Below are 25,299 nucleotides of genomic sequence, written 5' to 3'. Positions count from 1 at the left end.
CTTTAAATACGTAATATAACGGCCCAGATCTTCCCCCAGATCGGGCCGTTTTTTATTCTTGTCATTTATCTAATTGAATTTCAGACACAAAAAAGGCGCAGATGATCCGCGCCTTTGGTTTAGTGTCTTCTGAATGTTTACGAAGTCTTGAACTGTGCGACCGCTTGGTCCATGTCGTTCGCTTGCTCTGCTACCTTGTCCACTTCAACTAAGCAATGCTGCGCCGAAGCGTTATTGTCGTTCGAGATAGTGTTCAGCTCAGTGATTGAGTCGCTCACTTGCGCCATTACTGCACCCTGCTCCTCAATCGCTGAGGCAATACGTTCTGAATTACCTTGGATGCTTTCCATATCGCTCAAGATAAGTTGCAAGCTTGCATCCAGCTCTTCTGAGTCTTTCAACGTTAGTTGGCCTTGTTGATTACATTCGCCAATCTCTGTCATCGACGCCTGCATCTGGCTTTGAATCGCACTCACCACTGAGGTTATTTCTGTGGTCGATTGATGAGTCCTGCTTGCTAGTGCGCGTACTTCATCGGCAACTACTGCGAAGCCACGACCTTGTTCACCCGCACGTGCAGCTTCAATGGCTGCGTTCAATGCCAATAGGTTAGTTTGTTCTGCAATACCTTGGATGATGTTTACTGCATCGCCGATTTGGTCAACATGATGGTTCAGTGAGCTGATCGAATCTTGGCTGCTTGAAAGACGTTCAGACAACTGGGTGATATTGCTGATGGTTTCAACCACCACTTCACGTCCTTTATCGGCATTCACTTTCGCTTGATGTACACCTTCAGCCGCAACCGATGTGCTTTCTGAGATCTCGCCAATGGTGAGTACCATCTCTTGAACTGACGTTGTCATGGTTGAGGTATGGTTAGCTTGAACTTCAAACTGTTTGATGACAGACTCTAGCTCGTCATGCATGTTCGACGTGCTTTGTGTCAGTTGCAGTGATTTAGATTGAGAGGCCGCGATAAGCCCTTCAAGTTGGTCAAGCAATTGGTTGAAGTATTGGCCTAGCGTGCTGAGTTCGTCTTTACCATCTAGGTGAGAGCGAATAGACACGTCGTTTGAGTTAACGATATTACGGATAACCGAAAGCAGTGACTCAATTTTACCAATGATAGAACGGACGATTAACCAGCTGAACAAAATGATCGACACAAGTAGTGTGACGCAAAGGATGTTGTTGATCAGCGATAGTTTGTCCATCTCTTGCTGCGTTTGTTGGTCTAGCACCGCCGAGAACTCTTTAAACTGAGTCTCGATAGCGTGTGAACCAGAACGCGCTTCGCCTAGCAGGCCTTCGTTATGCTTCAAACCGATCACGCGCTTTTGCTCAACCACTTGGCGAGCAGCGTCAATCAAAGCCGCTGAGCTACTCATATTCGAAGTTATAGAAAGAACACTCGGGTCAAACTCTCCCTTCTCAATTAAGTCATTGAACAGGTAAAGTTCGATTTTTTGTTCCGCACTGGCTGTCGCACTGATGTCATCGAGCAAAACATGAAACTGGCCTAACATGCCTTTGTCACGTGCTAGACCATAGACTTCGCTCGCTTTTACTAGATTAACAAAGCTGGTGTGGTAAGTTTCGATGTCTTCACGTAGGTGTGTGCTGTTGGCTAAACCTAAATCACTGAGCACTGTATCTAGCTCAGATTCAGACGCTAAGAATTTGTTGTAGTTTACGTCGAACTTGTCGAGGTATTTCATATCGCTACGCAGCAAGAAATCTTTCTCGTTACGGCGAAGGTTGAGCAAACGCACTTCAAGTTCTTTGGTTATTTGTTTGGCTTCACTCATTTGAGCGGTGGTGTCTGCAAATTGTGATGTGGTAAACAGCAGTGAAATCATGCCGAAGATGGAGAACATCCCCAACGAATAGAGCTTTTTCTTTATGTTCATATACGTGGCTCGTCTTTACTAAATTAACTATGAGTATCTAAATAAATCGCATCAAAGAATGGATATCCAACTTGCGCGACCTGATTATTGTTATGGTTTTTATATCGATAATGAGCGTCTAAAACTGTGGCTTCTAAGTCCACTAGCTATGACGTTCTTAATTGCATTTAAACAGCAAATGAAACAGCCAACTAAAGTTAAATTTATCAATAACACAAATTTATTACATGTACATTAGTTGAATGATAAAAGTGAGAGACAGCTATTTGACGGAGTGTGAGGGCTTGAACACCTTGCTATGTAAGGCTTTGAATTAAAACACTTTGGACTATTATTGACCTGATGGTTAGAAATGACACTTTTTTGGCTCATAAGAGGCGCAAGAACGAAGCGCAATATTGGAGGTTTTGACTTGTTTTTTAAACAGTAAATCCATCGATTGGTGATTGTACAGTCAGCGTAAATGGCGAAAAAAATGGACCTACTCAATTCGAGTCAGGTCCATTTTTAGATTTCTTAATCAATCGCTTTGCGGCTAATAAGTTAGGCTGCGAACTTAAGGTTGCTAAAACGCTTTCACCATCTTGGTTAGGCACTTCAATAACACCGCTTTCTCGTCTTCATCGATGTCTTGCGTCAGCTCATTAACCAAATTCAAGTGAAGTTGGTTATGGTGGACGTGGATCTTCTGACCTTCATCAGTTAATGCCACCACAATTGCACGACGGTCCGTTGGGTGTTCATGGCGTTCAATCAATTCGGCTTTAACTAGCTTTTCGATTTGAACGGTAAGTGTGCCCGTGGTGATGCCCAACTTTTCAGCGAGCTCTTTCATTCTTAACGCGCCATGCATACCAAGTACTTCAATGGTGTGTACTTGAGCCAGGGAATAACCCGTCTCTTTGACAACAGACTGCTCCCACGAAGACATTTTATCGTAGAACTCAGTCAGTATTTGGTTAAGCTGTTCTATATTTCGCATGGTCGTTTGAATGCACTTCAAGAGTAAGATGATTAATCTTATCAAACTTGGCGAGCATTTGTTTATATTCAGAGACGGTTTTATCACTGTTTGATTCAAGAGTAATCGCTGCTGAATAGTGATGCCCACTAACCTTCCACATATGGAAATCGGTGACCGACGCATAAGGCGTTAAGGTTTCGGTCACTGAGTCACGATAATCTTGGTCGATATTCTCATCCAGCAGGATTGGACTGGTTTGTTTCATAAGGTTCATCGTCCACTTGGCAATCACGAATGCGCCAACCATTCCCATTGCTGCATCTAACCAGTTCCAACCGTAAAACTTACCAAATAGCAGCGCAACAATCGCAAGCAGCGAAGTTAGAGTATCTGCCAACACATGCATGTAGGCTGCGCGTAGGTTGTGATCATGATGGTGTCCGTGATGCTCGCCATCTTTATGACCATGGTCGCTCTCATGCTCATGGCTATGTGAATGACCGTGGCCATGTCCGTGATCATGATGGTGATCGCCAAGTAAAAACATACTCACCACATTCACAGTTAAACCAATACAAGCAACGATGATCGCTTCATTGAACTGAATCGCTTGTGGGTTAAACAAACGATGCACCGATTCCACCAACATCAACAATGCCACAATCCCTAACGCAATCGCGCTGGTATAGCCCCCTAGCACGCTGACTTTGCCAGTACCAAAAGAGAAACGTTCGCTCTCGGCATGTTTCTTCGCATATCGGTATGCAAATAAGGTGATACCAAACGCTGCGGCGTGCGTCCCCATGTGCCAACCATCGGCAAGTAATGCCATAGAGCCATAAATAGTGCCCGCAACGATCTCAACAACCATGGTAACGACGGTCAATAACAAGACATAGAACGTGCGTTTCTCACCTTGGCTGTTATGTGAAGAAAAGTTGTGTTGGTGACGTGTTGGAAAACTCAAAATGGCGTCCTTAGCTGATGTTTGTGGTTAGATGATCGTTGTAAATAAAAGCCCTTTGATTGACAAGTAATTTGACAGTCAAAGTAATTGGTTGAAATTTAGTTTGATTATCAAACTTTGTCAACGATGAATTTTGAAACTCTGATTTGCGGGACGAATAGTTGATGGTGAGCGCTAGTTTGTTCCAAAGATTATTGATTCAGTAAAAACTAGGCTTTTCAGCGACAAAAAAGCCCACGCGATGTGGGCTGATTGAATCAAACTTAATGATTGTATTTATTTGTTTTGCAATGAAATAATCTCATCATTCACCCAACCTAACAACTGCTTGGTTGCTTTCGACAAGACTTGGTTCTGCCGAACAATATAACCAAGGCTGGTGCTCGAGAAGTTGGTCAATGGTGTCACTTTTGAATTCAGATGATGCTTGGTGGATACCGCGAACTCTGGGACAATCGCCACACCAAAGCCAGCTTCTGCCCAGTCGATTTGAGCGTCGACACTCCCTACTTCCATCACCCTATAACTAGGTAGATTAAGGCTCGGTAAACCTTCATCAATGAAGTCACGGGTTCTCGTATCATGACCCAGTAGAATCAATGTGAGCTCTGCATCAGAGTCTTGGATGTCAAACCCATCGCCAAGCGCACACCAAGAAAGCTCTTGGAGCTTAGTGAAATACAATGACTCGTTGTGCTGCTCTTTGGCGATAACAAAACCAATATCGGCCTGAGCATTTTTAACTAAACTCGATGCCTGAGATGAGGTGGTATTTAAGAGCGTAAGGTCAATACCGGGATACTGCGCTTTAAACTTCTGGAACGGGCGAATTAGCAAGAATCGAGAAATAATGTCGCTCACGGCAATGGTTAACGTCCCTATTTTAAGGTCGTTAATGGCATTGAGATCGGCCTGACAAATCTGTAGTTCGAGTAGCGTTCTTTGGCTTGTTTCCAATAGCCGCTCACCCGCTTGAGTCAATTGAAAAGGGCTTCGCTCTATCAACTTTATGCGTGTTTGTTGTTCTAATTGTTTTAGGTGCAAACTCACATTGGGTTGAGTCATATGCAGTGCATTGGCCGCTTTCCCGAAATGCTTGTACTCCGCAAGCGTCACAAACGTCTTCAACAAATTGATATCCAGCATCATACCTCTCTCTCGTGTTACTTATTTCATTCCCTAAAAATGAAGAATGCCCCATCCGTCATTCCCTTCAGTGCGGAATATCCTCACATCGTCATTCCCTACAGTGAGAAACGAACGCGATAGGAAATCTCGCTTGTGGTTTGAGATTCCAGATACCTCGTTCCTCGGTTCTGGAATTACGCCAAGAAATCGAGTCGACGTTAGGTTCGTCACTTCCAGTTGTAAGGAACTGCAATCGCGTCACTCTCTACTACGAATTACACCCCACCCCATCATTCCCTACAGTGATAAACGAACGCGATAAGGAGTCTCGTTTATAGCTTAAGACTTTAAGGGTATATGGAATCCTTATCAAGATAATAAAGATAATTAATTTCTCTTATCCACTTTGTAGGCCTAACATGATTTCTCAATCAGTTAGGAGAAAAATTATGCCATCTATCGTTGTTGTGGGCGCAAACTGGGGTGATGAAGGCAAAGGCCGCATCGTCGATTTTTTAGCAGACCAAGCTTCTGCTAGCATTCGTTTTCAAGGCGGAAACAATGCGGGTCATACTGTGGTAAATGACTTCGGTACATTCAAACTACACCAACTACCTAGTGGTATTTTTAATCCTGATTGTACAGCGGTTCTTGGCCCAGGTATGGTGATCAGCCCTGCTGCGCTAACTGAAGAGATTGCAGAAGTTCAAGCGGCTGGCATCAAAGTGAAAATGGCGATCTCCGATCGTGCAACACTGTGTCTCCCTTTACACGCTCTTGAAGATACGCTTGAAGAAGAGCGTTTGGGCGATGGTGCTTACGGTTCAACACGTCAAGGTATTGCACCAGCGTACGGCGATCGTGTAATGAAAAAAGGCATTCTTGTGGGTTGGCTGAATCAACCTGAGATTTTAGAGCAGCGTATTCAATTCCTACTTGATTGGAAGATGCCTCAACTTAAAGCGCTCTACCCTCAATGTGACTTCTCTCAGACTGCTTCTGAAATGACAGAATGGCTACTTGAAGTAACGAAAGCTTGGCGCCCGTTCATTTGCAACGTGACTGAACCACTTAAAGCACTGCAATCGCAAGACGCGAACCTACTGTTTGAAGCTCAGTTAGGCGCAGGTCGCGACCTTGTTTACGGTGAATACCCTTGGACAACATCTTCAAATGTAACTGCAGCTTATGCTGGCATTGGTAGCGGTTTACCTGCCCTTCGCCCTGAGCGTGTTATTGCTGTTGCTAAATCATTCAGCTCGTCTGTTGGTACTGGTACGCTAGTAACTGCAATGGAAGAGCAAGACAGTTTCCGCGAAAGCTCTAACGAATACGGTGCAACAACAGGCCGCCCACGTGATATGGGTTACTTCGACGCGGTAGCAACTCGCAACGGTGTTGACCTGCAAGCTGCAACGGAAATCGCATTAACTAAGATCGATTGCCTGTCTGGTTTGTCTGAACTTAAGATCTGTACCGCTTACTCAGGTGAACACACTGAGAACCCAATCTGGCCACAAACGGCTGAACTAAAGCCTGTATATGAAGATATGGCTGGCTGGGATGAAGACATCACGGGTTGCCGCACGTTTGAGAGCCTTCCTCAAGCAGCGCAAGATTACGTTACTCGTATCGAAGAGCTAATGGGCGTGCCAATCGTGATGGTATCGGTAGGTCCAGAGCGCGAGCAAATGATCATTCGAGCTTAGTTTAGAAAGCTATTACACATACATCTACATCTACATCTACATCTAAGCCCACGCTCGTGGGCTTTTGTACGCCTGTCACAAACATCTAAATCTTTTTTTTCTTATTGAGGTACATGTTTTCATCGGACGACTTTATTAGATTAATGATATTGAAGCTTCGGGAGTCTGCAATACCACAACCATATGAAAAGCCGAGTGAAACCTCATCATCACAACGAAAGCCTTCAATGAAATCATGGAATTCAGCGTGAATTTTATTGACCAACTCACGAGCAAAACCCGGTTCTTCTGAGTGTATGACGACGATGAATTCATCACCGCCAATTCTCGCCGATATCGTGTTGTACTTTGAATTGTTCTTAATACATGACGCAAAGCCAGATATGTAATCATCACCTTTGAAGTGACCATACGTATCATTGATGTATTTCAGGTTATCCAAATCAAAATACAAACAAACAACCTCTCCATCGCTGATGTTTGCTTTGTTGAATTCATGGAAAAAGCCCCTTCGATTAAGCAGCGTCGTCATGATATCAAAGTGACTGTTTTTGTATAAAATCCTGCTCTCTTCTTTTAACAGGATTTCAGAACGCAATAGAGTCGATATGTTCTCAATCAAGTTAACTTGGCTTTCGGTATACGTTGTTGGGCCTAAATCAAACACCAAGAGCACCGCAAACACTTCTTCATCTATATCCCTAACAGGAACCCCGCAAAAAGACTTATAGGCATCCTTACCATTCGCAGAAACAGAATCACCACCAGCGTGACCACTCAAATAGACCGTGCGATTTTCGTTATGCACATACTCACAAAAGAGGCTAATTTTGCTCTTATGTTGGTTGCACGATATGTTTGAGGAGCTCCACACACTCTCGGAACCGGAGCAACTCAAATCAGAGATCATGATGATGCCTGCATTAGACGCATCCATTATGTCTCGTATGTTATCCAATATAGATACCCAAGTATCGACATCGATATTTCTTTGCATCCCTTCAGAAGAGAACTTATCAAAAAGCATTAATATTTCTTTAGTATCAGATAGTTAAACTTAATCGAACATTCATTATGTATACGTTGTAACAAAATTCCAAGAGCGATGATCTAGGGCGGTTATTACCTAGTACTAAGCAACAACCAAGCACTAAGTAAGAACCAAGCAACAACCAAACCCAATCGCGCATCCTAATTTTCTAAGTCAGCGGCCTCGTTCGCAGAGGCCCAAATTTCTGAGCGTCGGTTCTTAGCTCTACCCTCTGGCGTTGCGTTAGACGCGATAGGTTCACTTTCACCAAATGAACGAATAACAAGGCGGTTTTTCTCGACACCGTCAGCGATTAAGCCATCCGACGTCGTAAGCGCTCTTTGCATGCCCAGCGCTTGGTTATAACCTTCTGCGCCTGTGCTATCCGTGTGGCCATCAACCGTAATCGAACTTCCGTTAGCCTTCAGTTCACCTGCAAGCTGACTCAATGCTTTGCTGCCCATCGGCGTTAAGTTGTGTTGATCAAAACCAAAATGAAGACGGGCCAACAACCCTTGACGCTCTTGATTACTGATCCAAGTCTTACAGCCGGATTGGTTCGTACTTAGATTAGATTGACCTGCCAATGCTTGTTTTAACTCACTGCTATCAGACTGCTGCTCAATTTGTAAAAAGCCTTGTCTGTGTTGTGCGATACCCACGACATCATCAACCCTAACACTATGTTGATATTCACTGAACGCAGTGTCGCAATAAACATGGATGCCTTCTTCCGCATTAGCGATAAAACTAAGTTGCAATGTCGATAGGACGATTGAACTGATCATTAACTTTTTCATATTTTCCTCTAGTACAACTTAGTGATTCCGCTTGTTTTCGAGCCTTTACGGATGAGTTCTTCTATCTTTTCAATCAATTCATCGAGGTTAGACACATCGATGATGTCTTCATTGGAATCCACAACACAGTCTTGAAAACCACTTTGTTGAGACGCTCGAAAATCGATACCAATAACACCTATGTATAAGCCGGGTATCTCCTCTCTTGCTTTGTCACACATACCTCGGTCGACAAGTCCTTTGAGGATGCCGTTATTAGGGCTCTCTTGCCCGTCGCTCAAAATCAGTAGCATCTTGATTTTCTTGTTGTAAGCCTGTTGTTCTTCTTGATCGGAACTGTTCGGGTCACCATCATGGAGAACTTGAGAGCCTCTCAAAATACCCTGAAACGCCGCTGTACCTCCGTCTGCCCACATCGAGTTAATCGGGTCTAAATCTGAGAGCTTATTCGATAGCTGAATGTTGGAAAACTGCGATGAATCGGAAGAACCATGCGCGTTAAATAGACGAGTTCCACTCACTCCATAGAAATCAGGCTGTAACCCCGACTTGTCCGTAAACATCGTCGACACTGATGTCGATAAATCTACATAGTTGTATACGTCAGCAACTCGGTAATTATCTTGATTAATCACATCTTTAATACGTTTAGCGTACTTTCGATTATCCGATTTTGGATTTGGACAACGTGACTCGCGACCAGCACATCTAAGCACATAGTCTTGCGAATACGTACGCCAGTAATCCCAGTTAACATCGTTGTAAGAATAAGGCGATACGTTCGTTTTATAGTTATCTTTATAGCTCAATTGGCTTGTCGCGTTGGCTCTATTGCCCGAGACGATTTCCCTCGTTCTAACGTTAAAAGGCACAAAACCTACTCGATTAAGCAGCTTGTCTCCGGTTGTATCCTCTCCCGGCTCATCACAAACGTATTTCCACTCGCCATCGACATAATCTTGGTCAATCGATGTGCAAAGAATTTTGCCGGATATTTCGTCAATGGCGGTTTTCAAATCATCGATTTTTATGTGTCGACTTGAGCCCCATCTGTCGTTCATTGAACCGGAAAAGTCCGACACAAACACAATATCTATGTTGTTATCGCCAAGGTAAACCGGGTACTTCCGAGCTAACGAACGTCCCGCCAAATCTTGCTGCTGATCAAACGAAGGGATAAAGCTGCTCGCGAACCATGAGTCATGTGTCGTCTTTGCATTCACTGTGTATTGAATGTATTCAAGAACCCCTGAGCCCTCGTCTTCCGCTTGATGAAATCGGTCTGCAGAAAGGTTGGTTGATTTGATGTCTCGAACATAGTTTTCGACATACTTGGTCGCCAATCCACGAGCCTGTTCCGGTTGATCTTCAATCGTCACCGCTATCGCCGCCGCCTCTGCTGAATCTCTTAATCGGCTGGTCTCTTGAACATAACGTGTGCCTTCAACCGCCCAAAAGGTCATGCCCATGATTGGAACAAGCAATAAGCCCATCCACACCGCGGCAACCCCTTGTTGTCTTTGGAGACTGATATGCTGGCGATTGATATGACGCCCATACTGCATTTTCATTTCATTATCTCCCTGGCATTATTGAAGAAGAGCCAATCTTAACCGTGGTACTGGTGCCACCATTGAAGAAGGGTTTGAACCAAGAACTTTGCTCTTCACAAAGGCTGATTCGATACAGTGGGTAAACAACGCCCTTCTCTACCGGAGCTAGATCTGCATGCGCGAGAATCGAATCCGTTTGGCAATTTAAACTTCTATATTTGCTCGATGTGAATTCAGCAACATTTGTTTTATTGGTCAACGACTCAATCTTGATCGCCACACTGTCTACTGGTGTATTGAGCATTCGGCTTGCCACTTTCGTCATCTCTAGTAGCTCAGTGTTAGTCACGGCTAAGTTCTTTCCTGCCAACACATCGGCTTCAAAATAACGAGTACGCTCTTTGATAACATTGACTAGGGCAAAGCTGGATCGATCAAGCTTGGCACGGGCGAGCAATTGATAGCTCAAGTCCGCTCCAAACAAATAAACGCCCCATAAGGCCACAAGAATAAAAACTAACTCAATGGTGTAAGAGCCTTGCTGGCGCCTTTTGGAAAGCACACATTTCTTACGGAGCATCATCTTTCCACCCCTCATGCTCTAAGTTCAAAACCATGGTGCGTGAAATATCTCTATCTGCGGTGCCAGTAAGTTTAATCACGGGTGTGTAACGATAAGTCACAGTCATTTCAGCTAAGTCGTAATTGAAGTTCAAGCCTTGATCAGAGTGCCCCCTGTTCGCGATAAAATCGTCATAGGTTTTGAAGTACTGTCCTGCAATAGAAAACCGTGAGCTATCTATTAAGAAACTCCATAGATTGTCATCGTCTTCGATTAATGACCTGAACTTGTTCTCGTACTGTTCGTTGATCCCTTTGCCTTCATAGATTTTGGTATTCCTGATGGTTTCTCTAAGCGAATACTCGGTCATGTTCACGACATAGATTTGGTAACTCGATTCGAAAATCGCAAAGGTGGCGAAAAACAGAACAAGTGCACCCAACACAAACTCAATCGCCGTCACTCCTTTCTGCTTATCAAGACGCTTCATCGTTAACCCCTAGCTGAGTTAATTCAGCGGCAATGCTCTGGATCTCTTCTGCTGAAAAATCGCCTTTAAGTAACTTTTTGGCTGAGTCAATTTGCTGGGTTTTCATCAACGCGATAGCAAGATTTGCTTTGACGATCTTATTTGCTGGCTCTTCTTTTAAAATCGGAGCTAACGTCTCGATCGCCTGCTGGTACTCACCATTGGCCATTTGAATCATCGCAATGTTGTTCTTAACAACGACATCGTCATAACCACGTAAACGAGCTCGATTAAGCTCTTGGTACGCTTCATCGAATCTTCCAACTTTGGTATATGACACGCCGAGTAACACGTGAATCTGGCCTGTTATGTTTCCCGCTTCTATAGAAGTTACATACGCAGCAATCGCACTTTCAACGTCATTTTTTGCATCAAACACTTGCCCTTCTAACTGATACAAGTTGGGATTCTCAAACCCCTCTTTTTGCAAGTGTTGAACATAGAAGTCAGCCGACTCGATATCCCCTTTATGGAAATATGCCCAAGCCAGTTTCTCTTTTACCTCTGGGTCTTCCGAGCCTTGTGCTAACTCAGACTTGTAATAGCTAATGAGGCCGTCATAGTTATTCACTTTTTCCATGCTAGTGACGTCGGCAAGCTGCAAGTCTTGTTGTGACGGTGCCGATTGACAGCCCACCAACACACTAAGCGCTAGACCAATGAGACAGATACGTTTTCCAATCACTGCTATCCCCTATATGTTCAATGTCATTTGCATGATGCTCGGCGCGAGAATCAGGATAACGATCGGAAACATGATGAAGAGGATCAAAGGCACACTCATCTTCGCAGAGAGCTTACCTACCTTCTCCTCAACGGTAAGAATTTGAACTTTTCGCATGTCTTCAGCGAGATCACTTAACACACTCGCCACGGATGTCCCGTATTGCAGGTTTTGGATTATAGTCAGTACGAAGCTTCGTACTGGTGGCGTCGGGATGCGTTCACTCAGATCATTGAGCGCTTTTTCAAGTCCGTGTATTTTCGCAGAATCCGATGTGCGCTTAATTTGGTAACAAAGGTCTGAGTCAAATTCAGCAAGCTCTTTCCCCAAATAAACCAGCGCGGCTTCAATCGTCATACCGGTTTGCACACATACCGACATCATGTCGAGCAAATACGGCAGTTGAGCTGAGGTTCTGCTGATCAACATCTTACGTCGCATTTGCAACAAGGTATCTGGAACGACAATGACGCCAATCAGCGAGAAAATAACCACGACCAGTTTGTTGGTTGATGCCATGTCCCCCAGCAGCACCAACCCAGAAACCAACGCCAATACCAATAACTTGGCAGGGAAATAGAATTTCGCCCACTCAGTGTTGTAATAACCCGCCTCGATCATTTTTTGCTCTAGTTCGTGTCGATGTTCTTTACCAAAACGAACAAAAAAGCGGTTAACACGAGAAGGAGCGCGAGCCGAGTTGTCTCCAATATAGAGCGCAACTTTCTTATGTCGTTGCTCTTTACGAATAGAATCGATAATCAAAAAGAGTAACGAAAAAAACAACACAATAAGGGAAGCCAGTAACATCATGCGCGTACCCCTCTGACTAATAGCCAAACAATAAACAAACCGAAAAGCTCACTGCCCAGTACGTAAAACAATACGATCCTTCCCTCTGGGTCATAGAGAACAAAATCCACATTATCAGGGTTAACGTAATTAAGAATAATCATAAAAATCAGAGGAATGGCCGCAACGATTTTGGCGGAGATTCGAGCTTCCGAAGTCATCGCCATTTTCTTTTTCTCTAGTGTTCTAGAATCGACCAGCACTCTAATTAACCGCGCTAACACCCCCTTGAGTTGCCCGCCTCGAGCGATATTTGCCCTGATTGTCACGGTAAAGAACAGAAACTCTGGATACGGATAGTTTTTACACGATCGTTGAAGCACGACTTCGGGAGATTCGCCTAATTTTAGTCGCTCTCCCATTAGCTTAAACTCGCGGCCAATTGGGTTGTGCATTACATCGCCGACATAACTGATGGCTTGCATTAAGCTGTCACCCGCGGTGACGGCACTCATCAGGATATTCAGCGCATCAGGGAACGTATTCTCAAAGTCTCGACGCCTTCTTGTGACCAGAAAACGATAGCCGAAAAAGGTAAACATCAAAGATGAACCCAGTACTAGCCAAGAATTGGTGATTGAGAGTAGATCAGTAACGATGTACCAAGACGCGATAAGGCTGCCCGTTATATATAAGGCGATGTACAACGACGATCTCGGGCCCAACACCATTAATGTTGGCGAGATGGAATCTTTGAACTTTTGCCAGCCCTGCTTACGCACTAATGACTTCACGTTAATCGCATTAAAATTTTCAGCTTCCGCCTCTTCGATATTGAAAAATTGGTAGACCTTTTTGACCTTTGAATCACGGATCAAAAGCAGCACAAACGCGAACAGGATTAATGAAACCCAAAGCATGTTATGCCCCCTTAAATGCGGCGATGAGCTCTTCATAGAGCCCGAAGAATTGTGCTTTTTTCACAAGCTCAGATCGTTGCATAATGCCGTCGGTGACGAATTCGCCTTTAACAGTTTCTCCATAATGCGCGTCGTCATAACGAAAGCGATAGATCTCTTCCATCACCACGCTCTCACCTTCAAGGCCGACGATTTCAGAGATGCTCGTGATCTTACGAGACCCATCGCGCAATCTGTTGACCTGAACAATCATCTGAACGGCACTCACAATCGTTCTACGAATCGCATCAAGTGGTTGATTCAAATTCGCCATCATCACCATTGATTCAACACGAGCAATCGCATCGCGCGGCGTGTTAGCGTGTAATGTAGACATCGAACCATCGTGACCCGTATTCATGGCTTGCAGCATTTCAAACGCTTCAGAGCCACGACACTCACCCAGAATAATCCGGTCTGGACGCATACGAAGCGCATTGATAACCAACTCACGCTGAGTTACTGCTCCAGTTTGCTCAACACTTGAGGTACGTGTTTCTAGTCGTACCAAGTTGGGTTGTTGCAGGCGCAGCTCGGCCGCATCTTCAATGGTGACGATGCGTTCATCTTCAGCAATATACTGAGACAACGCATTGAGCAACGTGGTTTTGCCTGAGCCTGTACCGCCAGAAATCAACACATTGATGCGACAGCGAGAAGCGATCATCAACACTCGCGCCATCTCTGGAGACATCGATCCAAAGCCAATCAAATCTTCAAAGCCAATCTTCTGCTCTCTAAACTTACGAATAGAGATAGATGTGCCATCCAATGAAATCGGCGGAATCACAATATTCACACGGCTGCCATCTTCAAGCCTGGCATCGACCGTCGGCGAAAGCTCATCCACACGTCTTCCAACACGTGAAGCAATACGCTTAGCAATCGCTAACAACTGCTCTTCATTGACGAACGAGACTTCGGATTTTTTGACCTTACCGTGTCGTTCGAAAAAGATGTTGTTAGGCCCATTGACCATGATGTCGGAAATGGACTGATCTTCGACTAGAGGCTGCAAAGGTCCCAAACCAAACAATTCATCGATTAAACTTTTCACCAAGCCTGACTTCATCATTGAAGTGATCGGTCTTTGGTAGCTATTCGCCAACAGATCGACAGCCGCTTGTATTTGGGATTCAAGGTCTCGGCGGCTCATTTTCTGAACCGCTTCTGCATCTAGGGCTTCAAAGATTTGGCCACGAAATGCGAGGTATAAGTCTTTGTTAGAACTCATTTAGCACGCACCTTTTTCAACCAAGAATTCATACTCTTGTGATCTAAAGGCTGACCATTAATCAACTTCACTAGCTGTTCCATAGAACGGCTAATGTGACGGTCATGCTTATGGCCTCTTTTGCCATCGATAATGATGTGTGCCAACGCTTTGCAGTAGTCGACTTCTAGATCAACCTCTGCGCCTAAATACTTAGTCAGATCGGGCTTTTGTAAGACGTAAGCGTTTTCCGGGCGATGGTAGTTCACCACGGTAATCACACGAGTACGCGACGATAACGAAAGCTGTAAGTTGGAGACTTTTTCAAACAATCGCTTCGCACTTCTTACAGAAGACACCGACGCATCTAAAACCAGCACCACTACATCAAAGTTTTCTACCAAGAGTTGAGGTTCAACTTTAAAATCCACACCACCTGAAAAGTCTTCAATAATGAAGTTGGCGTTGCGCGCTAACAACTCACACAAGGTTTGGTTGTAATTAAGAACATCGGTTTGGCTCATGTCGCCATCAATCGCCAACAGACGTAAATTCTTGCGGGCGTTGATTAAGTAACTCAACGCCCCTTCTTCATCCATTTCATGCAATGGCGCAGTGAACTCATCAATGGTTCGCGGCTTAAAATCTTTGAGACCCAGCAAAACATCAATGTTGGTATCGGCATATTGATGATCGACAAGAATCGTGTCTGAGCCTTGAGTCGATAACAGTGAGCCCAACTCCGTGGTCATAAACGACGCGCCAACGCCGCCTTTGGCACCAACAATTGCAACTCGCTTGGCTTTGCGTTTCTGGCTCACACCAGAGAACGTCTTCAGGTTTTTGCTAACGTGATTTAAGAAGTCCGCAAACTCTTGTTTGTTCACCGGCCAGAACACGTAATAGAAACCCATCTCTTTAAGAGATCGAAGCGTAGAAATCGCATCCTCTTTACCAATCACGACCACACCTTTGTGGGTGGGCAGTTTGCTTGCAAAAGATTTAGCGTCTTCAACAACATTAGTCGATTCATTGAGTTCCAGAATAACGATATGGCTACTCTGTTGTTCTGTTAGTTTGGTCAAGCCCGCTTTGGCTTTGACGCATGCAGGATCACTCCATCCTTCAAACCGGAAGACTTCTTGAACAAGGTCTAAACACTCTTGAGATTGATAAAACAAAGTACACCCCGCAACGCCTGTTGTTGCGGTCGGAGTTGGCTTGGCCTTTGTTGTTAATGCTTTCGTCAGGTCAAACATTATTGTTCTCCTACCAATCTTGATTTGTAGGCCACTTGCTTCAAACGCATCGATTCAGCAAAGCAGTCTGGCTGCCTCAAGCGAACGTGAATCTGTGCTGGCGTGCATTCTTGAGTCTTTAAACGTGTTAGCGTTACCTGGATATTTAAGTCGCTAGGCAACAGCTGAGCACTTCGGTACACCACTCTTTGTGGCGCAATGACATGCGATGGATATTGCTCGAAAATCTCTTGCAACATCGCTTTGCTACGAGTTGATTTGTAGTCCACAACATAGGTCGCTTCTTTGTCCATGGATTCAATATCCTGAATCAACCCTTTAAGCTGCTTGGCCGTTTCAGCACGGTTTTTCATCGCAAACTCAAAGTTGTGATGCTCTTTGTACACCAAGGCTTCAGAACCATGCCCGACAAAGTATTGCTCAGAGGCGCAGCCCAAAAGTGAAGAGGTAAATAACGCCATCAATAATAGTTTCTTCATTGGATAAACCCTCCTTGCGACAACAGGCGAATCGTTGCATCAGAAGACGTCACCGACTTGCCATCCCATTTAACGTTGAGCCAACGCGCTAATGTAGAAGTCTTCTTGATGTAAGGCAGTTGAATGTCTTTCGGTTTCATCGGTTCCACAAGATTCACGGTCGCAACGATGATCAATTCAGTGCGCTTTCTTTCTGTGGTTGCTTTTCGGAATGCAGCGCCAAGTACTGGAATATCGCCTACAAAAGGGATTTTTTGCATTTTTTCCAAATCAGCACTGCTCATCAAGCCACCAAGAACGAAGCTGTCGCCATCGGCCAGTTCAACGGTTGTCATGGCACGTCGTGAAGCCAATTGTGGGACTTTGATTCCTGCCGCTTCGACATAGCCCTCAACTTCGCTCACTTCAGGCGCTAACTGCATGCGGATCTTGTCTTGGCTAAGCACTTTGGCAGTAAGGTCGAGTTTGATGCCGAACTCTTTGAATGAAATGTTCACGTTACTGCTGGTAGAAACGATAACGGGCACTTCACCACCCACAAGAAAGCTTGCAGATTCACCGGATAGCACGGTTAAGTTAGGCTCAGCCAACACTTCTGCAATCTGATCGTTACCTAACGCAGTGATTAATGTACTTAGGTTAGCTGCATCGAACTGGTCGAAAACAAACTCGCCAACACTTGAGCCCACTGAGCTCCAATCGACACCAACGGTTTGGCCAAACGATTCAGTTACTTGAGCCACCGATATTTTGACGTTCACCTGCTGGGTAGTCGCGACTTCAATACGTTCGATGATCCCTTCCCACGTCATGTTGCGCGCAAAGACCATGCTTTCTGGCTCTTCATAATCAGAGTTGTCGGATTTAAACTCTAGCTTCTGAGTTTTATCCCACTTCTCGGTCTTTTCTCGTCCTAGCAGAGTGGCAACCAAACGATAGATGTCGTCACGCGTCGCTTCCGAATCCACAAGGCCACTAACGGCAACTTGCTCTCCCACTGATTGAACCTTGACCTTGGCATCAGGGAAATGAAATTTGAGCTGGCGTCTAATACCCGTCAGATTCAAATCAACAATGATGCGATCGGAAAGCAATACCTCGTCGTCAATTCCGTAGACGATCAGACGTGACTGCCCAATACTATTAGCGAACACTACTAGGGTGTTGTCATTGATTACCTTGTAGTCAACGATATCAGGGTTATTAATGAACACTTGGCCAATCGGGCTCTTGAATTTGATGTGCTGACCATCGTTGAGCGTAATGGAGCGATCGGCAGCAAAACTGTTTGTTATAAAAAGTAAGCCAATCAGCGGTGCCAATATGGAAACACGCAGTGCTTGCTTGATTCGATGATGAATCATAATTACAAAGCCTCTCTAGGGTTATTCTCATTACCGCGTAACTCAGCAATCCCGGTATAGTTATCGATAATGTTGCGCACCTCCGCGAACTCAGGTTGCGTATAGGTTTGGCTTCGATAAATTTCGATGTGCATTGTGCGCTGGGCTAGTGCGAGCTTTGGTAACTCATCGGGGCTAACTTCAATGACTACCGTAGTCAATCCGTCCTCTTTGCTCGGAGCTCGAGCGGTGACAGAACTGTCGCCTGTTTCGTCATTTCCGATGTTGAGGACTTTGACGTTTTTAAGAAACATTGAGGCTTTCACTCCTCTAAACCGCTTTGGTTTATCGATATTGCCAGCCAAGTTGGCATTAGGAGAACTCACCGTCAGAACATCGATAAACGAACCCGGTCGGATGTAGTCGTTAATTAGGTTTTTGTCGCTGACTTTTAATGGGTATAGCGTCATACCGTCCGTGACCAGAAGATCAATGTATCCAGGCTGACCAGGCGTCACCTGATATTCAGGCAGTACAACCTCGCCGGCGTTAAGGTTTCGATTTAACAAAATAGAGGGTGAAAAGCTGATTTGGGCGTCTTCTCTGACACCGAGCGTTAATGCTTTACTAAGAGGGAGTTGTTGTTTGACGACGCCTTGAGCATCGAGCGGAAGCCCTTTTTCATAAGGTTCCGTGGTCATCCAAACAGAAACATACTCTTCACTTTTTTCTTCCGTTACTTCAGCGGTCGTTGACGGTTTAGGTTCACTCTTGAACAAGTCGTTAACGCCCAGTGCGCCAACTATCAAGGCGGCAATGGCAACAAGTAATACCAGTCGAGATCTCATAATGTTCTCATTCTTGGAGGTTTATATATGTGGCGTAGATTGAGTTAAAATCACTAAGTAAAATCCAATGCTAATGGCTATCCCATATGGAATACCCTCTTGGTAACGGGTATTTCCTCTTATTAATTTTTTAGTCATTAGATAAGTAACTGCTAAAATACCACCAGCAAAAGCCGTCAGAATATACGCCAATAATAAGTCATCAAAAGGGATGGTAAGTGACAAAATAGCGGCGTATTTAATATCACCCGCTCCAATCCATATCAGCTTATAAAGAATAAGCCCTCCACCTAACATCAGTAAAAAGCTCATTATTTGAATATCTAACGGGGATATGAAACACTGCAAGAAGAGTAATACGTACAGGGCGTAATTTTGTATCTTCCGATAGAGAAAATCAGTAACCGACACATATATACTCAGCATTGCCAAAGCCACTAAATACAATTCATGACTAAAAATTGGAAATACCACCTAATTTTGGTTAGAATAAGTCTTATTTCACGATGTAAATTAACCAAGCCAGACCAATGTAAACATGGGTCTGGCACGAATATCTTTCGATATCTTCTACATTAGCTAATAAGGCTTGATGTTAGCTGCTAGCAGTTTCAATAGCCGTAGCTACTTGCTCAAAAGCACCTTCTAGCTTACCAATGAAGCCATCAGCGCCTACTGCTGTAGTTACTAATACAGCCATTGCAACAGCAATAAGACCATATTCAATCGCAGTTACGCCGCGCTCATCGTTCTTGAATTGTGATAAAAACATGTTTGTTTTCACGTAAAGCTTAGTAATCATTATTTCTTCCTATAAGGGCTGTTGAAAATTCGTCGCCATTATAATTACCGCCCCCACTCAGTGGAAAATACCCCCTATCGATTTAATCAATAGGTCGAGCAAAAAATGATCAGAATAAGCACAATAAAAACATAAGAATTAAAAACAAATCGCTAAATAACAACACCTTACATATAAAACCCATTCCCAAAAAGAATATTAATTTAAATTTATAAACTTGAAAAAGTAAGACACGGGTCAATATTCTTACTTATCTAAAGTTTATATAAGGTTTGGAAGCAACCTAAGAATTAATTGACCAAGCTTTATTACTCCTTATAAAACTTGTTGAAATACAATTATCATCACGCTATTGTTCTTCGAATCAACAAACAATAATAAATATAATTTCTTTGTGTCAAAAGGTTAGTCGAATCATGAAACTACATTTCGAAAATATTGTTTCGTTCATTGCAGTAGTTGAAGAAGGTTCATTTAGCTCTGCTGCTCGCATGCTTGGAAAATCACAGTCAACCGTTAGTACAGCGGTTCAGAATCTGGAGTCAGATCTAGGTTTCAATGTATTTAATAGAGAACACTCTAAAGTTTGGCTAACGGAGAAAGGAGAACGCCTATTCCAACTCTCTTTACCTGTGGTATCGAAATATCGAGAATTGGTCACCATTGCTCAACAAATGAATATATCTGACCAGATAGTTTACCGAGTAGGTATAGATCCGTTGGTGTTCAATCAAAACGTAAAGAAGACACTATTGGCATTTTCAGAGGCATTCCCAAATGTGGATTTACTTGTCGTCACGAAACCGAGTTTCGTTTTAGGGAACTACATAAATGAAGGGAAGATAGACTTAGCGTTAGGTAACCCCTATCACAAGACAAATTACGACTTCAATATAGAGGAGTTATTTCACGTCAACTGTTGGTGGGTAGCCCATGAAGACTTGGTAACCTTTGAGTCTCACGCACCATCACAGCGAGTGCTATTAATGGATGGTTGTGAAGAGCTTCTTAACTTATCAAACATTGCTGCATATAACCTATGGCGACTGGATGATTTAGGGACCATCATCGACTTATGTAAGGCTCAAAAAGGCATCGCATTTTTACCCGGGTTTCTTATCGATGGTAACGTAAAAGAGAATAAGCTTAAGGTAATTACAGACCACCCTGATTTTTTTGGTAAACGAGTTATTGCATCCCTCTTCTGGCACATACATTCTGACTTTAGCTTGTTTAACCAATGGATAAAAAAAGAGCTACAAACCACAACTAATTACAAACAAACATTTGTTGCTGATTTAGCTCAATAACGTTCTCTTAAAATCTGGCAATCACGCTCTGGTACATTCACTAGCTTAGGGTGTGATACTAATAACTCCATACATCTTGATATACCTCCGAAATAAATCATAGATAATAAATATAATTAACGTCGTTATGAATTTGTTTATTCTATAGCTCACCAATCAAAACTTAACTGCACATATAACCTTTCATTGCTTAGATTTAATTAACAGAAAGAACTTAGATCTATTTATCGCCATACTCATAATTCAACTGGTCACAAGATCTAAGGTTATGTGTTTGGCGGTATTTCGAAGAGATCAGTTGGGGTTGTCGATTAGTCGTTTACAAGTCCACTGTGGAGCTATTTAGGTAATACGTGTATCTAGGAGACATAGAGCGACTTAGCTTTCGCTTAATCTCTCACAAGCGACGATATAGAGGATTAGAAGGTAGGTCGATGTAGACGACTCTCATGCCCCTCTTTTGATGCTAACGACCTTTCTAGCAACGTTAATCTACATTCGGACTACAACATTGGATAGGTAAGCCCTAAAGATCCTCATAAGAGATGAGAAGACTAGAACATTCATAAAGCGGGGAATTTCAGACACAAAAAAGCCCACACTAGGTGGGCTTTTTTGCTTGTTCGTAAAGAACGAATCTGGTGCCCGCTACTGGACTCGAACCAGTGACACCTTGCATGTCATGCAAGTACTCTAACCAACTGAGCTAAGCGGGCAAATGCTGTGAAACTTAACTAACCGCTTTTCTAAGTGGCTAACGCTTCAGAACGAAATGGATAATAACGAGTGAATGGGTAGCGTGCAAGGATAAATTTGCACAAAACAGTTCGTTTGCTTTTAAAAACAACAATCAGAATAAATTTTAAACATAAAGCAGATCAATGGCTTGAAGTAGATCACATTTCACCTCAACTTCAATGGTGACACACATCGATACGCTTTGTGCTATTTACGGCTGCCTTGAGTATTTTGACTCAAGATATTAGTTCGTTTCCTCATCTACATCGAATACAACGTTGTAGTTTTCGGTGTAGGTACAGTTTGGCTGACGGCTACAAGTGAAGAAGCGTCGGCCTTTGTAATCGCCTTGGCTTGCCAGTTTGATGATCATCGGGCTACCACACTTTTTACAGAATCGAACTTCTTTGGATTGTTCAATTAAATCGATGTGAGCTGCCAGCAACCTCTTCAAACGGCTCACTTGATAGCTGTGCTTAATTGAAGCTCCAATCAGGGGTAAACCTGCCGATTTACAGACGTGAATCAGTAGCTTTTCGCGATCGACTTTCCCTTTATTGAGTTCTTTGCCGTTATCAAGTTCGATGATCACGCGGGGCTCTAGCGTTCGCGGGTCGCAAACCACAAAGTCAAAATAACTACGTGAGATCTTGTTATTGGCGATAAACCAATTCTTCTTGTTGTTCGTCTTAGCTGGCACAAGCACATTCGACATGCTGACTTTCGCAAACACTTCCCCATGGTTACCCACAGCGGATTTTAGCGCATTATAGAATGTCGCCTGCTGCGCCGACATCAACGCGCCTTTCTTCTGATAAGCATGGTCTTTGGTGTCATCGTGTTTCACCACATACTTTTGAATAAAGTAAAAGAACACAACCAGAACAATTACAACGATAAAGATATTAGTCATTTTCCAACACAATCAAGTCTGTATAGGGATTAAGAGAGTGGCTAGCGTATGTAGAAAAGCATCAACTGGCAAGCAAAAGAGCGAGAGTAACCAACCAGAATCACGACCTTTGAGCGCAGTGCTCAGCGAGAGGTCGCCCCTTCGCTAGACACACCTCTCCTATTTTGATAATCAAATCATCAATTACACTCTAGATTGATTTAGATCAATTTACCTAGATTTGTGATCAACTAGTCTGAAAAACGTTAGGCAAATGTTAATAAGGAAATTGATATGGAACTTAAACAAGACCCAAGATGTTATACCGACGTATGTGTAGATGGTAAATGGTTCCACTATGACCACTGCGGAACCCAAGCCTACATGTTAAAAGGCGGCGCTTCGGCAGTGATTGAACTCGCTAGCGAACCTGCGACAGAAGGCGAATTGGTTGAAATGCTCCAAAGTGTCGCTAAGTAATCCAGCAAGCCAAATCAAAGTATGAATTAAGCGAATAAGAGTAGATAGCTGTATTAATTCAGATAAGCACTCTTATTCGCTTAGTTATTGAAGTTCAAGTTTCTTGATTACAGGGGATTAACCAAGTTTAGGCACTAAAATGATAACGACTTTATTGCGCCCTGACTGCTTAGCTTGATACAGAGCGTCGTCTGCCGATTTCAAGTGTTTCTTATAGGTACGGCTATTCAACTGTTGTTCCGTTAGATGAGTCGTCGCACCAATCGATGTGGTTAATTCTAGTGGGCCAGAATGTGTTTCAATCGGTCGGTCAGCGATCGTTTTTCTTATCAGCTCAAGCTCTTTATCAGGCTCTTGATTCCCAGCCAGTAACATAACGAACTCTTCCCCGCCCCATCTTGCCACTACATCGTTTGTTGATAAGATTTGCTCTAAACGCTTAGCGACTTCCACCAACACTTGGTCACCGATATCATGCCCATAAGTATCATTTACTTGTTTGAAGCTGTCCAAATCTAGAATAGCGAGCGTATACCCGAACGACGACAAATGGTCTGGCAACGGCTGAGTTAACCGTTGTTCCAAGTAACGCCTATTGTATAAGCCTGTCAGTTCACATCTTGTTGATTGCTTGAGTAACTCTTTGTTAGTCTTCTGGATCGAGCGTAACCTAATCAAAAGTAATGCGGCGCTGATCATCACCATGATACCCAACGCAACAACGATTCGATTCCGTAGCTGCTGTTTATCTAATGTCAGCTCACCCAACTCTTTTTCTGCGTTAAGTAGTTCGTTTTCTTGAGCTAATGATGCCGTAGCAAAATCTTGCTCTAGTAAAAAGATATCACTCTGGCGCTTATCAAAAAGCAGCGCTTTGTTGCCCTTATAATAGAGCTTGAAGTAGCGGAGTGCGTTCTCGCTGTCGCCTCTTGAATCATAGTATTCAGCAAGTGTTCTTAAGCCGAGGACCTTCCAGCTGCGAGTCCCTACAACATCGAACATTGCAGACGATCGCTTTAGATCAGCAAAAACAAAATTATCTCGGTTCAAACCAATATTCGCTAAGGCTCTATTTAGGTAACACTGACCCAATTGAAGTGTGTATTTGTCCACTCCTGGGTACCTAAGACACAAGTTTGCGACTTGTCGTGCTGACTCAAAGTTCTTTTCCGCCAACAACACATCACTCTCTGCTTTTAATAGGATGATTTTGTATCGTTCACTCACGTTATCGCCATTGAGCTTAGCCGCACTTTGATAGGCTTCTCGTCCTTTGACTAAATCACCACTGCGCAGATAAGCAAAAGACTCATTCACATGCAGCACGCCGATGGTAGACGCTTCGAGTAGTCCACTCTTGTAATAGAGTTTTTTGGCTCTTTTAATCAGCTTGAGCGCTTTAGGCCAGTCTTCCAAATAGATATAAAGCAGTGCCATATTTGACACTAACTTACTGTTGTAGATGTGTTGAGGGTACTTCTTACCAAGGTCTAAACCTTTATGGAAAAAGTATTGAGCTTCGGGAAAGTCATTGCGAATATTGTTGATGACTCCAGCCGTGTTATAGGCCTTAATCAACAACTCTTCATAGTGGAGCGATTCTGCGATATCTATCGCTGCTCTAATTTGGATTTCAGATTCCGCTAGCTCACCCTTACTGATGTATTCAATCGCCAATTCAACGAGAGATTGGGCCTTTAGCCAACCCATATGTTCGTGTTGTGCGAGCGCTTTAATCTGTCTGACGTATTCGGAAACCGCTTTGGTATCCAACTTGTGTTGCGCAAGGTTGGACAAAATCATCAATTCGTAAGCACGATAGATGGCTTTATCTTGGTCTGGGAACTTGGCTTGGAGAGCCTCGAGTTGTTGGGAAGCTAAATTGGGATCACCACGAGATACATCGAGAATATCGATCAATGCAGATCCATATTGAGAGAGTAATAACTCTTTCTCTGGACTATAAACACTCGGGTTTTCAGGTCGAATATGCTTTAAATCGTCGTCGTAAGTTGGATAGAGCAAATACAGCCCCAGCACAACACTCATCAGCAACACTAAAAGGAATGAACCTAACACATTGTTTCTATTCATTTATCAGTGCCATTATTGATTGCATTCCAATTTCATCGACGTATGTTTAAAAGCGGTCAAACATTATACCCGACAGATATACAGATTAAAATCCTGCGCATTGGTGGATCAGAGTTGGCTTTTTCTCATTAATTAGAATAATCAGGCAACTTTCTTGATTTAACTCAGACAATCATCTACCTCATTGGCGTTATATACCGAATCAACTTGA

General features: G+C 43.5%; 24 protein-coding genes and 1 tRNA gene. 3 read left to right on the top strand and 22 right to left on the bottom strand.

What is annotated here, in order from left to right; all coding sequences use genetic code 11:
* Positions 1–137: 137 nt before the first annotated feature.
* The 4 genes from AB4484_RS17240 to AB4484_RS17225 all read right to left on the bottom strand — a co-directional run bounded on the left by AB4484_RS17240 (position 138) and on the right by AB4484_RS17225 (position 4,993).
* Positions 138–1,862: a methyl-accepting chemotaxis protein gene (locus tag AB4484_RS17240; protein ID WP_248401477.1), complete on the bottom strand. Its 1,725-nt coding sequence runs from the start codon at positions 1,860–1,862 to the stop codon at positions 138–140.
* 616 nt (positions 1,863–2,478) lie between these two features.
* Positions 2,479–2,895, bottom strand: a complete 417-nt coding sequence (locus AB4484_RS17235; RefSeq protein ID WP_280621565.1) for a MarR family transcriptional regulator — start codon at positions 2,893–2,895, stop codon at positions 2,479–2,481.
* Positions 2,873–3,844 carry a CDF family Co(II)/Ni(II) efflux transporter DmeF gene (gene dmeF, locus AB4484_RS17230; protein WP_372079459.1) on the bottom strand — a complete coding sequence of 324 codons (972 nt, stop codon included), beginning with the start codon at positions 3,842–3,844 and terminating at the stop codon, positions 2,873–2,875. Before dmeF ends, AB4484_RS17235 begins: the two co-directional genes overlap by 23 nt.
* A gap of 276 nt (positions 3,845–4,120) precedes the next feature.
* Complete coding sequence (locus AB4484_RS17225; protein WP_372079457.1) at positions 4,121–4,993, bottom strand: LysR family transcriptional regulator; 873 nt, start codon at positions 4,991–4,993, stop codon at positions 4,121–4,123.
* A 428-nt stretch (positions 4,994–5,421) separates the two neighbouring features.
* Between AB4484_RS17225 and AB4484_RS17220 the strand changes: the two genes are divergently transcribed.
* Positions 5,422–6,681, top strand: a complete 1,260-nt coding sequence (locus AB4484_RS17220) for an adenylosuccinate synthase (protein ID WP_059019623.1) — start codon at positions 5,422–5,424, stop codon at positions 6,679–6,681.
* A gap of 85 nt (positions 6,682–6,766) precedes the next feature.
* On the opposite strand, the gene AB4484_RS17215 is transcribed toward AB4484_RS17220, so the two are convergent.
* From AB4484_RS17215 to AB4484_RS17145, 15 genes are all read right to left on the bottom strand, one after another.
* Entirely contained in the window at positions 6,767–7,708 is a 942-nt protein-coding gene (locus tag AB4484_RS17215) for a diguanylate cyclase domain-containing protein (RefSeq protein ID WP_372079455.1), read from the bottom strand.
* A gap of 164 nt (positions 7,709–7,872) precedes the next feature.
* Positions 7,873–8,511: an OmpA family protein gene (locus AB4484_RS17210; protein ID WP_048611293.1), complete on the bottom strand. Its 639-nt coding sequence runs from the start codon at positions 8,509–8,511 to the stop codon at positions 7,873–7,875.
* An 8-nt stretch (positions 8,512–8,519) separates the two neighbouring features.
* Positions 8,520–10,076 (bottom strand): TadE/TadG family type IV pilus assembly protein, encoded by a 1,557-nt coding sequence (locus AB4484_RS17205; RefSeq protein ID WP_372079475.1) that lies wholly within the window; start codon positions 10,074–10,076, stop codon positions 8,520–8,522.
* 10 nt (positions 10,077–10,086) lie between these two features.
* The gene (gene tadF, locus AB4484_RS17200; protein ID WP_048611297.1) at positions 10,087–10,644 is read right to left on the bottom strand and encodes a tight adherence pilus pseudopilin TadF; all 558 of its coding nucleotides are present in this window, start codon (positions 10,642–10,644) and stop codon (positions 10,087–10,089) included.
* A complete protein-coding gene (locus AB4484_RS17195) occupies positions 10,634–11,116 on the bottom strand; it encodes a TadE family protein (protein WP_050650019.1) in 483 nt (160 codons plus the stop codon). Before AB4484_RS17195 ends, tadF begins: the two co-directional genes overlap by 11 nt.
* Positions 11,103–11,840 carry a tetratricopeptide repeat protein gene (locus tag AB4484_RS17190; protein ID WP_372079453.1) on the bottom strand — a complete coding sequence of 246 codons (738 nt, stop codon included), beginning with the start codon at positions 11,838–11,840 and terminating at the stop codon, positions 11,103–11,105. The genes AB4484_RS17195 and AB4484_RS17190 overlap by 14 nt, the downstream gene beginning before the upstream one ends.
* 9 nt (positions 11,841–11,849) lie before the next feature.
* Complete coding sequence (locus AB4484_RS17185) at positions 11,850–12,692, bottom strand: type II secretion system F family protein (RefSeq protein WP_372079451.1); 843 nt, start codon at positions 12,690–12,692, stop codon at positions 11,850–11,852.
* Positions 12,689–13,591, bottom strand: coding sequence for a type II secretion system F family protein (locus AB4484_RS17180; RefSeq protein WP_050650021.1), 903 nt, complete (start codon positions 13,589–13,591; stop codon positions 12,689–12,691). Before AB4484_RS17180 ends, AB4484_RS17185 begins: the two co-directional genes overlap by 4 nt.
* A 1-nt stretch (position 13,592) precedes the next feature.
* Entirely contained in the window at positions 13,593–14,864 is a 1,272-nt protein-coding gene (locus AB4484_RS17175) for a CpaF family protein (protein ID WP_048611307.1), read from the bottom strand.
* Positions 14,861–16,102 (bottom strand): CpaE family protein, encoded by a 1,242-nt coding sequence (locus AB4484_RS17170; RefSeq protein ID WP_372079448.1) that lies wholly within the window; start codon positions 16,100–16,102, stop codon positions 14,861–14,863. The genes AB4484_RS17175 and AB4484_RS17170 overlap by 4 nt, the downstream gene beginning before the upstream one ends.
* Positions 16,102–16,581: a hypothetical protein gene (locus AB4484_RS17165; RefSeq protein ID WP_372079446.1), complete on the bottom strand. Its 480-nt coding sequence runs from the start codon at positions 16,579–16,581 to the stop codon at positions 16,102–16,104. Before AB4484_RS17165 ends, AB4484_RS17170 begins: the two co-directional genes overlap by 1 nt.
* Positions 16,578–17,948 (bottom strand): type II and III secretion system protein family protein, encoded by a 1,371-nt coding sequence (locus AB4484_RS17160; RefSeq protein WP_372079474.1) that lies wholly within the window; start codon positions 17,946–17,948, stop codon positions 16,578–16,580. Before AB4484_RS17160 ends, AB4484_RS17165 begins: the two co-directional genes overlap by 4 nt.
* Entirely contained in the window at positions 17,948–18,772 is an 825-nt protein-coding gene (cpaB, locus tag AB4484_RS17155; RefSeq protein WP_086970046.1) for a Flp pilus assembly protein CpaB, read from the bottom strand. Before cpaB ends, AB4484_RS17160 begins: the two co-directional genes overlap by 1 nt.
* A gap of 21 nt (positions 18,773–18,793) precedes the next feature.
* Positions 18,794–19,219, bottom strand: a complete 426-nt coding sequence (locus AB4484_RS17150) for a prepilin peptidase (RefSeq protein WP_122082897.1) — start codon at positions 19,217–19,219, stop codon at positions 18,794–18,796.
* A gap of 148 nt (positions 19,220–19,367) precedes the next feature.
* Positions 19,368–19,574: a Flp family type IVb pilin gene (locus AB4484_RS17145; RefSeq protein ID WP_019826707.1), complete on the bottom strand. Its 207-nt coding sequence runs from the start codon at positions 19,572–19,574 to the stop codon at positions 19,368–19,370.
* Positions 19,575–19,990: 416 nt separating this feature from the next.
* Between AB4484_RS17145 and AB4484_RS17140 the strand changes: the two genes are divergently transcribed.
* On the top strand, positions 19,991–20,884 hold the full coding sequence (locus AB4484_RS17140) for a LysR family transcriptional regulator (protein WP_048617232.1): 894 nt from the start codon (positions 19,991–19,993) through the stop codon (positions 20,882–20,884).
* 639 nt (positions 20,885–21,523) lie between these two features.
* Here AB4484_RS17140 and AB4484_RS17135 read toward each other — a convergent pair.
* Both AB4484_RS17135 and AB4484_RS17130 read right to left on the bottom strand, forming a co-directional pair.
* A tRNA-Val gene (locus AB4484_RS17135) sits at positions 21,524–21,600 on the bottom strand.
* A 266-nt stretch (positions 21,601–21,866) separates the two neighbouring features.
* Positions 21,867–22,535, bottom strand: coding sequence for a DUF2726 domain-containing protein (locus tag AB4484_RS17130; RefSeq protein ID WP_061039097.1), 669 nt, complete (start codon positions 22,533–22,535; stop codon positions 21,867–21,869).
* Positions 22,536–22,808: 273 nt separating this feature from the next.
* Here AB4484_RS17130 and AB4484_RS17125 point away from each other — a divergent pair, with 273 nt between their 5' ends.
* The gene (locus AB4484_RS17125; protein ID WP_122082898.1) at positions 22,809–22,994 is read left to right on the top strand and encodes a hypothetical protein; all 186 of its coding nucleotides are present in this window, start codon (positions 22,809–22,811) and stop codon (positions 22,992–22,994) included.
* Between the two features lie 117 nt (positions 22,995–23,111).
* Here the strand turns inward: AB4484_RS17125 and AB4484_RS17120 are convergent, their stop codons facing one another.
* Positions 23,112–25,088, bottom strand: a complete 1,977-nt coding sequence (locus AB4484_RS17120; RefSeq protein ID WP_372079443.1) for a diguanylate cyclase domain-containing protein — start codon at positions 25,086–25,088, stop codon at positions 23,112–23,114.
* Positions 25,089–25,299: the final 211 nt, after the last annotated feature.

Source organism: Vibrio sp. 10N.261.46.A3 (assembly GCF_041472995.1).
In the GTDB taxonomy this organism is placed as follows: Bacteria; Pseudomonadota; Gammaproteobacteria; order Enterobacterales; family Vibrionaceae; genus Vibrio; species Vibrio coralliirubri.
This window is presented reverse-complemented; position numbering and strand designations above follow the sequence as displayed.